Below are 12,340 nucleotides of genomic sequence, written 5' to 3' on the forward strand. Positions count from 1 at the left end.
CCACCACACGTTTTGGTTGGAACGCATCTCCCAAATCAATTGTTAACAGGCCCTAAGCCCGGCGGATAGCTGCTGCGCCAATTCACCGCTCAATTTCACAGCCCTATGAAATCCCGGCGCAGCGGCTACACTGGTAACATTTGATTGCGGCCTGCACATTTTTCCAAGAAGTTCGACTCATGAAACCCATCGCTCCCGGCACCGTTATTTTTCACCGCTATCGCGGCTATGGCGTGATCACGTCGGTCAACCTGCTGACCGGCTGGATAGCTGCGCGCTTCGGCAGCGAGATGCGGACGCTGGATCTGAATCTGTCGTCGGACGAAGTGCAGCACGCGGACGGCGAGCCGATCCTGTTTCGTCACGCACCGCCGGACCGCATGCCGCATGCGCGCCTGATGGCGCTGGTGCGCGAATTGCATCGCGCCGGTTATCAACGCCTGTATTTGTACAGCTGGCCCAAACCGTCCGGCTTGCACTGGCGCTGGCATCTGTTTTGCGGCCGCCGCAACTGGATGGAGCGGGCTCGGCGCGAAGGCTGGTACGGTTCTGGCGCCGATTACAACTTCAACCCGATTCTGGGCTGGGGCGATCAGCCGGGAGCGTCGATAGCGGAACTGGCAAGCGCGCTGGCACAGTTCGATCCGCATGGCCTGGCGCAAGCCTTGGGGCGCGATGAAGATCATAGCGACTGGTTTGCCAAGGTATGCGACGCCTTGCTGCCCGATTACGCCTTCAGCCTGGGTTGGGGCGAGGGCGTCATGCCGGACAGCTTGCCGGTGATTCCAGTGCGCAAGAACCTGCCCGAATATAGCGGCCCGCCGTTGCCCTGGCCGCCGGGCTGGACCGGCATGTGGCGCGACACTACACTGGCCGCGCCGGCTGCCCGGCTGAACAAGCTGATTCTGCCCAGCGGCGCCGACCAAGACTGATTGCCTTGCTTGCAACCGCGCCTGGCAAATTACTTCGGCAGCAAGGCATCCGGATTCAAGACATTCGTCGGCGTGCCGTTGGCGAACTCCAGCACATTCTGAAACGCGGCACGGAAGTACAGTTCGTAGCTATCTTTTTCGACGTATCCCAGATGCGGAGACGCCAGTACATTCTCCATCCGCAGCAGCGGCGAATCCGGTGACAGGGGCTCGGTTTCAAATACGTCCAGTGCAGCATAGCCTGGCCGGCCTTGTTGCAAGGCCGGCAGCAGAGCGCCCTCGGCAACCAGCTCGGCACGGCTGGTGTTGACGAATATGGCGCTGGCTTTCATCGACGCCAGATCGGCCGCCTCGACGATGCCGCGCGTGGCCTCATTCAGACGCAGATGCAGCGACAGGACATCGGCTTCGGCAAAGAATTGTTGTTTTGTATCTGCCGCTAGATAACCGTCTTTCAGCGCGGCGGCACGGCTGGCTTCGCGGCCCCAGATTATCACCCGCATGCCGAACGCCTTGCCATAGGCCGCAATCATGCGGCCGATTTTTCCGTAACCCCAAAGCGCCAGGGTGCGTCCCTTGAGCACCGTGCCCAGTACATTGTTTTGCGGCAGTGCCGATACCGATTGCCATTGCCCCTGCTGCAGATTGCTGACGTAGCGCGGAATGCGGCGGCTGGCCGCCATGATCAACGCCCAGGTCAGTTCGGCCGGTGCGGTCGGGTCGCCGACGCCTTCGACGATGGCGATGCCGCAAGCGGTGGCGGCGTCGACATCGATATGGCCGCTGACCTTTCCGGTCTGGGAAATCAGTTTCAGCTTGGGTAATTTTTGCAGCAGCGCTTTGGAAAAACTGCTGCGTTCGCGTATCAATACCAGCGCTTCAAAATCGGCCAGGCGAATTGCCAGTTGGCCAATACCGCGTGCTGAATTGTTGAACACTTTGACCTCATGGCCGTCCAACATCTTGAAACAATCGAGATGGCGGACGCTGTCTTGATAATCATCCAGTACGGCAATTTTCATAGGAGATTTGGGCTTTATAGGGGTAAATACATGCAAAAAAACGAAGATAAACGGCTGCCACGTAATAAAGCAACAGCATCCGGAAAGTGGAAAATACCTTACTACAATGGTTGGACAATTTCACTACAAATCGGGTGTACAATCGGCCCACTTTTTCCAGGATAAATACTATTTACCGGACAACACAGACAACATCGTTCAATGGTGTGCGGGCGTGCTTCACAGTAAAACCTGCAATAAAACCTACGCGATGTTTGCTGATCGATTTTGTAATGAAGTCCGGCCCATTATTTCATTTTTTGCTGCCCGCAGTCATGCGACAGATAGCCCGCAGCAAGCGCACCAGAATTCAGCCGACCGACGCGGCAAGCCAGCCGGACACCAGTAGCTGGCAAAAAGAAGATTTCTTTATTGGTATTGGAGGTAGTTTTTCATGAATCAACCCCGTATGGGCGGCATCGCCACAATCAATGCCCCGGCATATGTCAAACAGCAAAAGCTGATCAACTGGGTAGCCGAAGTGGCGACCCTGACCAAGCCTGACCGTATCTACTGGTGCGACGGTTCCCAGGCTGAATATGATCGCCTGTGCAGCGAAATGGTGGCGGCCGGCACCATGAAAAAATTGAACCAGGAAAAACGTCCTAACAGCTACCTGGCATGCTCCGATCCGTCAGACGTGGCGCGCGTCGAAGACCGCACGTTCATTTGCTCGGCCAAGGAAGAAGACGCCGGCCCGACCAACAACTGGACCGATCCGGCCGAAATGCGCAATACGCTGCACGGCTTGTTCGACGGCTGCATGCAAGGCCGCACCATGTATGTCGTGCCGTTCTCGATGGGGCCGCTGGGTTCGCCGATTGCGCACATCGGCGTCGAACTGTCCGATTCCCCTTACGTTGCCGTCAACATGCGCATCATGACGCGCATGGGCAAGGCCGTGTATGACGTGCTCGGTACGGATGGCGAGTTCGTGCCTTGCGTGCACAGCGTCGGCGCGCCGCTGGCCGCCGGTCAGAAGGATGTGGCATGGCCGTGCAATCCTACCAAGTACATCGTCCACTATCCTGAAACCCGCGAAATCTGGTCTTACGGTTCCGGCTACGGCGGCAATGCACTGCTCGGCAAAAAATGCTTCGCCTTGCGCATCGCCTCGACCATGGGCCGCGATCAAGGCTGGCTGGCAGAACACATGCTGATTCTTGGCGTCGAATCGCCCGCGGTAAATGGTCAACCTGGCAAAAAGCACTACGTTGCAGCAGCTTTCCCTTCGGCCTGCGGCAAAACCAATTTCGCCATGCTGATTCCGCCGGTGGGTTTTGAAGGCTGGAAAGTCACCACCATCGGCGACGATATCGCCTGGATCAAACCGGGCGCCGATGGCCGCCTGTATGCGATCAATCCGGAAGCCGGTTATTTCGGCGTCGCTCCCGGCACCAATGACAAGACCAACCACAACTGCATGGCGTCGCTGCGTGAAAACACCATCTTCACCAACGTCGCCCTGACCGACGACGGCGATGTCTGGTGGGAAGGCATGAGCAGCACCGCGCCTGATCATCTGATCGACTGGCAAGGCAAAGACTGGACTCCAGCCATCGCCAAGGAAACCGGCGCCAAGGCAGCCCATCCGAATGCACGCTTCACCGTCGCTGCAACGCAAAATCCGGTGATCGATGCCGCCTGGGACGATCCGGCCGGCGTGCCGATCTCCGCCTTCATTTTCGGCGGCCGCCGCTCCACCACCGTACCGCTGGTGACCGAAGCCCGCAGCTGGGTTGAAGGCGTGTACATGGCAGCTACCATGGGTTCGGAAACCACCGCCGCTGCTGCCGGCCAACAAGGCATCGTGCGCCGCGATCCGTTCGCCATGCTGCCGTTCATCGGCTACAACATGAGCGACTATTTCCAGCATTGGCTGACACTGGGCGAGAAGCTGGCAGCGCAGGGCAAGCAAAATTCGGTTGAGTTGCCGAAGATTTTCTGCGTCAACTGGTTCCGCACCGGCGCCGACGGCAAATTTGTCTGGCCTGGCTTCGGCGACAATATGCGCGTGCTGAAATGGATGCTGGAGCGGCTGGCTGGCAAGAGCGGCGGGGTTGAGCACTTGTTCGGCGTAACGCCGCGCTATGCCGATCTGAGCTGGGAAGGCTTGAATTTCAGCGAAGAGCAATTCGAGCGCATCACCGCGATCGATAAAGCTGCGTGGAAAGCGGAAACGGCGCTACATACAGAACTGTTCGACAAGCTGAAATATCATTTGCCGAAAGAGCTGGCCGAAGTGAAGCTGACGCTGGAAAAAAATCTGGCTGAATAAGGCTTATTACGCAGCAAACAAAAGCGCCCGCTAGATGCATCTAGCGGGCGCTTTTTTATTTTTTTATCTGAATTCACAGGCAAAAAAAATCCCTACTGCCGGTTAGGCAGTAGGGTGAATCCTTCCATCGCAGGAAAGAGGAGACGTCAGAAATTCGATAATGACTAGGTCTGCGGCCTGTTACAGGCCGTTCAAACCCATCCACGCTAAAACGCGCGTCGTCGCCGCACGCAGCCATTGCAGCACTGCGAAAGTCGGGAAGCCGTCTTCGTCGTAATAGATATATTGGTGCATAGCAACTCCTTGTGGTTAATCGCGACCGGCCAGCAATCGCAGTTCGGCGGCCAGGTTCGGTTGGCTGACGGCATGGTCGTTAGCCATGCGGCGCATTAATTGCTGCCCTCTGAATTTGCTGCGGGCAATCCGCTGTTCCAGCGATTTGCGCGGCTTGATCAGCATCAATGCTGCACGCAAAATCCCCATCCATAACGGTTTGAAATACACCATCAAGGTCGCCAGCGCTCCCAGGCCCAGCAATGGCCGCAGTGCGGCGGCAGCGGCAGCAAGCAGCGCCGATGCGTCGAACAATGCGATTTCAGCTGGCAGGGCAAAAGCGAATAAAGACATGCGACTACTCTTCAATGGTGATGTTGCATTGCAGTATATTCATTACTTGAGTAGCTATCCAATTCTGATTTTGGATATCAGTTATGTGTTCAACGAATAATGTCCGGCTGCGATTAAAGAATGCATTCCGTGTGCCGATAAGACAATATGTGTAATATAAAGCGTGGCAGGCATGGATCGCATTACTTTGGTTTCACCTCAGCAATATTTTATGTATCAGACATAATCCAGCCTGATATGCATTTTATGCTGCTACGCAACATTTTTACGGTACTTGAAATCTGTCATTGCGCTTTCATATAACAGTTATAAAATCCGCGAATATTTCTTGCAGGCTAAATTTGTTATCGCTGCACCCATCTAAAAATGATTAACGATAGATCCAACCATGAGCTTTTTGACGCTTGATTTGAATCTGCTGCGTGTTTTCGACGCCGTCATGACCGAGCAGAACCTGACGCGCGCCGCCAGCCGGCTGGCGATGACCCAGCCAGCGGTGTCGAACGCCTTGAAACGCCTGCGCGACACCCTCAACGATGAGCTGCTGATTCGCACCGCACACGGCGTCAAGCCGACCCAGCACGCCGAAGAATTGTGGCCGGTGGTGCGGCGCGCGCTGACCGATCTGGAAACCGCGATCACGCCGGAGACTTTCGATGTCTCGCGCGCTCACACCACTTTCCAGATGGCGATGGCGGACGCCACCGCAGCGCTATGGTTGCCGGCGCTGGTGCGCACCATCGAGCGCGAAGCGCCGCAGCTGAATCTGCGCATGGTGCCGCTGACCACCCGCGATCCGCGTCAGATGCTGTTGCGTGGCGACGTTGATCTGGCGGTCGGTTTTTTCCCCGGCGTCGCCGCCCAGCTGGCCGGCGGCCAGACCACCAGCGCCTCGCCGATTCACCATGAGCGGCTGTACACTGGCGAATACGTTTGCGTGATGCACAAGAATCATCCGCTGGCGAATCAAGTGCTGACCCTGGACAATTACTGCGCATCGCATCACTTGCTGGTGAGTTTTTCCGGCCGCGCGCATGGCTTGATCGATGAAACCCTGGCGGCGATGGGACGCGAGCGGCGCATCCTGCTGACCGTCAACCAGTTTTTCACCGCCGGCCGGGTGGTCGCCAGTTCCGATTTACTGACGGTCTTGCCACGCCACCTGATCGGCGCGACCGGCATGACTGAAGTATTGGTGGCGCGCGAACTGCCGTTCCCGACACCTGCGGTCCACGTCGACATGCTGTGGCACGAACGGGATGCGCGCAATCCGGCCCATAAATGGCTGCGCGGGCATTTAAGCGAAACCGCCCACGAAAAATTCAGCCTGATCGATCCGGAAGAGGAAGATTAGTAATCATTACTCTGTCCCAAACTGATCAGATGCGAACGGCAGTCTCTCGCTGGAACTGCGACAACTGCCGGTACTGCTGCTCCAGCAGCTTGGGAATAGCCGCATAGATCGGCCACAAGCGCCGGTACAGTGCCACGTTCTCGGCAATCGGCAAATGCCGGTGAGTAGCGCCGACCATGTCGCCGATCGCCTCCAGCGATGCAATTTTCCCCAGAGCGTATAAACCCAGCACGCAAGCGCCGAGACAGGACGATTCGACGCTTTCCGGCACCACCACTTCGCGCTCGAAAATATCCGCCATCATTTGCCGCCACAGTGGCGAACGGGCGAAGCCGCCGGTCGCCATCATGCGGGTGGTCGGTCCGATCAAGTCTTCGACCGCCGGCAAAATACTGTACAGGCTGAAAATCACGCCTTCCAGCGCAGCGCGGATCATATGCGGTTTACCGTGATGCATCGCCAGGCCAACATACGAACCGCGTGCATCGGCATTCCATAGCGGCGCGCGTTCGCCCGCCAGATAAGGATGGAACAGCAAGCCCTCGGCGCCAGCGGTTACGGCCTCGGCAATCTTGGTCAGGGCCTCATACGGATCGAGTCCGGCTGCCGTGGCGGCGGCGGACTCGGCGGTGGCCAGTTCATCGCGCACCCAGCGGAAAATGCTGCCGCCATTGTTGGTGGGGCCGCCAACCACCCAGTGTCTGGCGGTCAGCGCATAACAAAAAGTGCGGCCGGAGGGATCGGTCAGCGGCTTGTCGATCACGGTCCGCATCGCCCCCGAGGTGCCGATGGTGACCGCAACCTGGCCCGGGCCGATGGCGTTGACGCCGAGATTGGACAGCACGCCATCGTTGGCGCCGATCACAAACGGCGTACTCGGCAGCAAGCCCAGTTGCTGCGCCATGGTTGGCGCCAGCCCGGTCAGGTGATGAGTGGTCGGCACCAGCCGCGATAATTGCTGCGGGCCGATGCCGAGTAAGTCCAGCGCGCCCTGATCCCAGTCCAGCTGCTGCAGATTGAACAGGCCGGTGGCGGAGGCGATCGAGTGATCGACCAGCCATTCGCCGAACAGGCGATACAGCACATATTCCTTCATGCCGATAAAACGTGCGGTGCGCGTGAACAGCTGCGGCTGCTCGTGGCGCAACCACATGATTTTGCAGAGCGGCGACATCGGGTGGATCGGCGTCCCGGTGCGCAAATAGATGGCGTGGCCATCCAGCTCGTCGCGAATCCGGTTGGCCCATTCGCCGGCGCGGTTGTCGGCCCAGGTGATGCTGTTGCTCAGCAATACACCATCCTGATCGACCGCAATCACGCTATGCATGGCGGCGCTGAAAGACGCCAGTGCGATCTGCTCAGCGGCGACGCCGCTGTTGCTGACGGCAATCTGGATCGCGCTCAGAACCGCCGCGTAGATTTGCAGCGGATCTTGCTCAGCCATGCCCGGCGTGGTGCACAGCAAGGGGTATTCCACCGCGTGCTGCGCCACCACCTGTCCTTGGGTGGTGAACAGCACCGCCTTGGTGCTGGTGGTGCCGATATCTACGCCAAGCATATATTCTGGCTGGTGATGCATGAACTACCTCGTGACGGAATAAGTGGATGAAGCAAACTGAGCCGGCGGCTATCCAGGATTGGGCCGATCACCTGGTCAAATATCAGCCTTAGCCGCTTCATTGTAGTCTTGTCAGCGGCGGCACAGCGGCCGCAATGATACATCAGTTGGTAGCGCTAACATTACGTCTCTTGGTAAAACGGAATGCAGTATTGCGGGCCAGTAGTATCATTACTCCAGGGAAACCATATCACTGTGCCATGGCTTGCGTGTAACATTGGCTGCGCTAACCAAATGGGCAAGATTCCATTGGCAAGCACAAAAATATGGCGCCTGGCGGAATAATGAGTAAAGCTAACCGCATCTGGCTAACTACAAATAGACCATAAGAATGCCACCGCAACCATGAGCAACCCGGAACTCAAGCAACAACGCCATAGCCGCGCCAGCGGCAGGGTAACCATCGTCGATGTCGCCCGGCTGGCCCGTGTCAGCCCGATGACGGTATCGCGCGCATTGAAAACGCCAGCGCTGGTGCAGCTGGAAGCACGTGAACGGATTGCGGCGGCGATCAAACAACTCGGTTATGTGCCAAATCAGGCTGCCAGCACGCTGGCGTCGGCCAAATCGCAGGTGATCGGCGTCATCGTGCCCTCGCTCAGCAACTCGGTATTCGTGGACACCTTGACCGGGATCCGCGATAGCCTGAATCAACACGGCTACAAATTCCTGATCGGCGAAAGCAGTTATTCGGCGGACAAGGAAAGCCAGCTGATCAGCACTTATCTGGCGCACGCGCCGGACGGCTTTTTGCTGAGCGGCATAGAACAGCAAGAGACGCTGTGCGACCAGCTGGCGGCGCACAATGTGCCGGCGGTGCGCATGTTCGACCTGAATCCCGACGGTAGCGATGTGGCGGTCGGCTTTTCGCACGAAGAGGCGGGTTACAGCATCGCCCGCCATCTGATCGAACGCGGCTACCGCCAACCGGGCTTTCTCGGCGCCCAGCTCGATCCGCGCATGATGAAACGCCGGCATGGCTTCCGCAAGGCGCTGTCCGAAGCCGGTTTGGCCGCCGACGTCGAAGTGTTGACGCCGGCGCCGTCGACGATAGAACTCGGCACCAGGATGCTGGGCCAGATTGTGGGGCAAACGCCGGCTTGCGATGCGGTATTTTGCTGCAATGACGATCTGGCGCTGGGCGTTTTGTTCGAATGCCAGCGACGCGGCCTGTCGGTCCCCGGCCAGATGGCGATTGCCGGTTTCAACGATTTGCCATGGTCGGCCTACGCCAATCCCAGCATCACCACAATCATCACGCCGCGTTACGACATCGGTTTTACCGCTGCCCAATTACTGATCAAAATACTCAGGCACGAGGTAGTGGAGAAAACCAGCGTCGACCTTGGTTTCAGGCTGGCGATACGAAGCAGCACCTGAACCTAGGGCAAGCGACGGCAGCCGAGCGCGGCGTGGCGCCGCCGGCGTATAAGTAATCGGTCGCCAGCGATGCCATGGGAAAGAAAAGGGGCAGAGTCGAATATCCGTTTGGGATAATTCGACTCTGCCCCTTTTTATTCACGGTTGGGCTGTTCAGCCCAACCTATCGCATTACCCGATCAATGCAAATCCGGCAAAGCCTTAGTACGCTCAATCTGTACAGCCCGCAATTCCCTCGGATCCAGCGCCAGCAATGAGAGGATTGTCGGAGCAATCTGTGTAGTCTCAACATGATCGTCATTCGACTGATGTGCGATACCGGCGCCCCATACTACGATAGGCACATGCCTGTCCTGATGTGCGTTGCCGCCGTGTTCGGCAATCTTGGACAACTTGCCGCCGGCCCAGACGACTCCTTGCTGCGCGATACCGACTACATCGGGAACGCGTTCATCGCCATGCTTGGTACCGAACAAATCTTCAGCCTCTTCACCCGCATAGATTTTTGTGACGCCAGCTTGCGTAAATGGTTTGGAGACGCTGTTACCCAAAGCATCCGAGCCGATGCCGGTTCCCGAATAGGCAAGCAGGAATTTCTTCGCAAAGCGCGTTGCTTTAGTCGAGCGGTCGGTGAGCCACATCAGAATGCCGTCGTCATCGATTGCATGGGCCACCAAATGGGTTTTGGCGGGGTCTTTGCAACCTGCACCGTTGTTTTCCCAAGCGCAGTTCAATGCGTCAATCATGTTGCCATCATTGATTATCGTCAGCGCCGTGCGGTTTTGCGGTGACTGGCCGTGTTTTGCAGAGAGAATCACCACCGTTTTGCTGAGATCAAGCGCATCAACCATGGTCTTTAGCTGGCCGTCCACAAAAGTTAATGCACTTTGCAATACTGACCCTGGCACCGCGCCATTCAAGGTGTAGCCGCCCAAGCCGTTGGTCATGACGGTGCTGGGGTTTTTCGGGTCGATGTAGTAATTTGATTTGTTGAGTTTTTGCGCGGTGGAGACAGACTGGAAGTTCATGCCGAAAATAGCGGGCGTACCCAATGAGTTATTGCCAGCGTGATCGAAACCCTTGATCCAATTCACGACAGCTTTTACTTTGAAGGCATCGTATTTTTGCGTGTTGGTGTTGTCTTTAGTCCAGTCGTCACCGGCGCCTGCAGGTGCTGACGGATCGGTGACTGAACTGTTGATTTCAGGTGCGAACAAGTCGTCGATCCCCTTGCCGGACGGGCCATTGAGAATGTCATACGCTGCGTGCTTGTCCGACCACGCTGTACGCAAATGATGCTGCTTCGCTACTTCAAAAATCGTGTTTACTTGAAGATACTGATGTGGATATACCGGCGAACATGTTTCTGGATTTACCGGTAATGTTTTTGGATCTAACAAGTCTTGTGCATGGCCCGTCAACTGAGATATTTTTGTAAAGTCGGCATATAACCCGGGAATCGGTTGACCGCTGTCCAAGCGGTTCATGTCCTTTGCGTTGACTTCCGCATAGTAAACTTCCGCTCCCGGTTTCGCTCCTGCACAGCTGGTCGTTCCCGCAGGCAGCAGCCCCCGGCTATAGGCATCATCGTAATAAATACCCGTGGTTTTTGGATTGCCGCCAGTGACTTGGCCGACCATGCCTGGAAATGAATCCGAGGGGAAAGGGGTTCTGGCGTTGGTATAGTTAGCGCCTTCACGCACCATTCGCGCGATGGTGGATTGCGGATACGCGGTAACAAACCAGTCAAGATCGGCCTGGTGCATGCCGTCGACTGAAATAAGCAGGACATGTTTGGCTGGCTGTTTTTTAGCATCCGTCTCTTCGGCATGACTAAACGTCGTTGCACATGCGAGCAAGGATAGCATCAAGGCCAAGGTGATTTTTTTCGGGGTTTGCATAGTTATTTTCCTACAGTGAGATAGTGAAAAAAACTGGAACGAAGAAAGTCGAGGTCAAGCATAAGCTTCGTATGTGACCGGACAATTACGTTCGGCAATATTTTTGAATGGAATAAAAAAGGGTCAGGGAATAAAAAAGGGTCAGAGTCGAATATCCACCTGGGAAAATTCGACTCTGACCCCTTTTATTCTCTGACCCCTTTTATTCTGACCCCTTTTATTGTTTGAAAAAAGCGCGTTATCTATTGCTAGAGCTGTGCGTAACTTCTGTGATGGAACAAGCATGAAGACAAGCTGGCACTTCGCACGAGAGTAAGGCAGACATAGTTATTCCGCCTCACCCCCGCCGCACCCACGCCACCTTACCGGCAGTAATCCCCAGCGTGCGCCGGGCTTCCAGGTAATCCATCGTCCCGGCGAAGTGCTTGCCATCGCGCTCGCCGATGCGCCAGACGCAACCGGTCAACAGGGCGACGGCTTGCTGTTCTGTCTTGCCTACCAGCGCACTGTCTTCTTGTTTGTCTGCCGTGCAGCCCGATGGCGAGTTGCCCGCATGGGATTCGGCTTGCTGGGATGGCAGCGGCTCATCCATGACGGTGCATCCTTGCAGGGCAGCGAAACATGCTGCTGCCAATATGAGTCGATTCATGGTCATTTCCTGTAATCACAGTTCAGTGGATAGGCCGCAATGTGTCAGCGTATCGGTAACTTGGTGGTGTGCTTGACCTCTTCCATCACGGCATAGGTATGCGTCTCGCGCACGCCCTTGAGCTGCAGCAGCGATTTGCCGAGAAACTCACGATAGGCGTTCATATCCTTGACGCGCGCCTTGACCAGATAATCGAAGCCGCCCGCCACCATGTGGCACTCCAATACTTCCGGAATGATTTGCACGCTTTGGCTGAATGCTTCGAAGACTTCCGGCGTGGTGCGGTCCAGCACCACTTCGATAAACACCAGTAACGCCACGTCCAGCAGCTGTGGATTGAGCTGGGCGGTGTAATGCAGGATATAGCCGGCCTCCTGCAATTTGCGCACACGCTCAAGGCAAGCCGCAGGTGACAAGTTGACGCGGGCCGAGAGGTCGACATTGCTGATACGACCATCATTCTGCAATTCGGCCAGGATTTTTTTACTGATCTTGTCAAGCATGGGCTGTTTCCAGAAAAATTTTATTCGGTTAAATTTT

General features: G+C 56.5%; 11 protein-coding genes. 5 read left to right on the forward strand and 6 right to left on the reverse strand.

Annotated elements, in window-relative coordinates; genetic code table 11:
* Positions 1 to 179 precede the first annotated feature (179 nt).
* On the forward strand, positions 180 to 932 hold the full coding sequence (locus KHU33_RS04240; RefSeq protein ID WP_211461266.1) for an L-asparaginase: 753 nt from the start codon (positions 180 to 182) through the stop codon (positions 930 to 932).
* Between the two features lie 29 nt (positions 933 to 961).
* Here KHU33_RS04240 and KHU33_RS04245 read toward each other — a convergent pair whose 3' ends face one another.
* Positions 962 to 1,954, reverse strand: coding sequence for a D-2-hydroxyacid dehydrogenase family protein (locus KHU33_RS04245; protein ID WP_211461267.1), 993 nt, complete (start codon positions 1,952 to 1,954; stop codon positions 962 to 964).
* A 254-nt stretch (positions 1,955 to 2,208) separates the two neighbouring features.
* Between KHU33_RS04245 and KHU33_RS04250 the strand changes: the two genes are divergently transcribed.
* Both KHU33_RS04250 and KHU33_RS04255 read left to right on the forward strand, forming a co-directional pair.
* Entirely contained in the window at positions 2,209 to 2,391 is a 183-nt protein-coding gene (locus KHU33_RS04250; protein WP_211461268.1) for a hypothetical protein, read from the forward strand.
* Complete coding sequence (locus tag KHU33_RS04255) at positions 2,388 to 4,271, forward strand: phosphoenolpyruvate carboxykinase (GTP) (RefSeq protein WP_211461269.1); 1,884 nt, start codon at positions 2,388 to 2,390, stop codon at positions 4,269 to 4,271. Before KHU33_RS04250 ends, KHU33_RS04255 begins: the two co-directional genes overlap by 4 nt.
* Positions 4,272 to 4,580: 309 nt before the next feature.
* Here the strand turns inward: KHU33_RS04255 and KHU33_RS04260 are convergent, their stop codons facing one another.
* Positions 4,581 to 4,898 carry a hypothetical protein gene (locus tag KHU33_RS04260; RefSeq protein ID WP_211461270.1) on the reverse strand — a complete coding sequence of 106 codons (318 nt, stop codon included), beginning with the start codon at positions 4,896 to 4,898 and terminating at the stop codon, positions 4,581 to 4,583.
* Between the two features lie 388 nt (positions 4,899 to 5,286).
* Here KHU33_RS04260 and KHU33_RS04265 point away from each other — a divergent pair, with 388 nt between their 5' ends.
* Complete coding sequence (locus KHU33_RS04265) at positions 5,287 to 6,252, forward strand: LysR family transcriptional regulator (protein WP_211461271.1); 966 nt, start codon at positions 5,287 to 5,289, stop codon at positions 6,250 to 6,252.
* 25 nt (positions 6,253 to 6,277) lie between these two features.
* Here KHU33_RS04265 and gntK read toward each other — a convergent pair whose 3' ends face one another.
* On the reverse strand, positions 6,278 to 7,831 hold the full coding sequence (gene gntK / locus KHU33_RS04270) for a gluconokinase (RefSeq protein ID WP_211461272.1): 1,554 nt from the start codon (positions 7,829 to 7,831) through the stop codon (positions 6,278 to 6,280).
* Positions 7,832 to 8,215: 384 nt separating this feature from the next.
* Here gntK and gntR point away from each other — a divergent pair, with 384 nt between their 5' ends.
* Positions 8,216 to 9,250: an HTH-type transcriptional regulator GntR gene (gntR, locus tag KHU33_RS04275; protein ID WP_211461273.1), complete on the forward strand. Its 1,035-nt coding sequence runs from the start codon at positions 8,216 to 8,218 to the stop codon at positions 9,248 to 9,250.
* Between the two features lie 179 nt (positions 9,251 to 9,429).
* Here the strand turns inward: gntR and KHU33_RS04280 are convergent, their stop codons facing one another.
* The 3 genes from KHU33_RS04280 to KHU33_RS04290 all read right to left on the reverse strand — a co-directional run bounded on the left by KHU33_RS04280 (position 9,430) and on the right by KHU33_RS04290 (position 12,303).
* Positions 9,430 to 11,151 (reverse strand): alkaline phosphatase family protein, encoded by a 1,722-nt coding sequence (locus KHU33_RS04280; RefSeq protein ID WP_211461274.1) that lies wholly within the window; start codon positions 11,149 to 11,151, stop codon positions 9,430 to 9,432.
* Between the two features lie 337 nt (positions 11,152 to 11,488).
* Positions 11,489 to 11,800: a hypothetical protein gene (locus KHU33_RS04285; protein WP_230414043.1), complete on the reverse strand. Its 312-nt coding sequence runs from the start codon at positions 11,798 to 11,800 to the stop codon at positions 11,489 to 11,491.
* 44 nt (positions 11,801 to 11,844) lie between these two features.
* Positions 11,845 to 12,303 (reverse strand): Lrp/AsnC ligand binding domain-containing protein, encoded by a 459-nt coding sequence (locus KHU33_RS04290; RefSeq protein WP_014008389.1) that lies wholly within the window; start codon positions 12,301 to 12,303, stop codon positions 11,845 to 11,847.
* Positions 12,304 to 12,340 lie beyond the last annotated feature (37 nt).

Origin of the sequence: Collimonas silvisoli (assembly GCF_018305005.1) — a bacterium.
GTDB lineage: Bacteria > Pseudomonadota > Gammaproteobacteria > Burkholderiales > Burkholderiaceae_D > Collimonas > Collimonas silvisoli.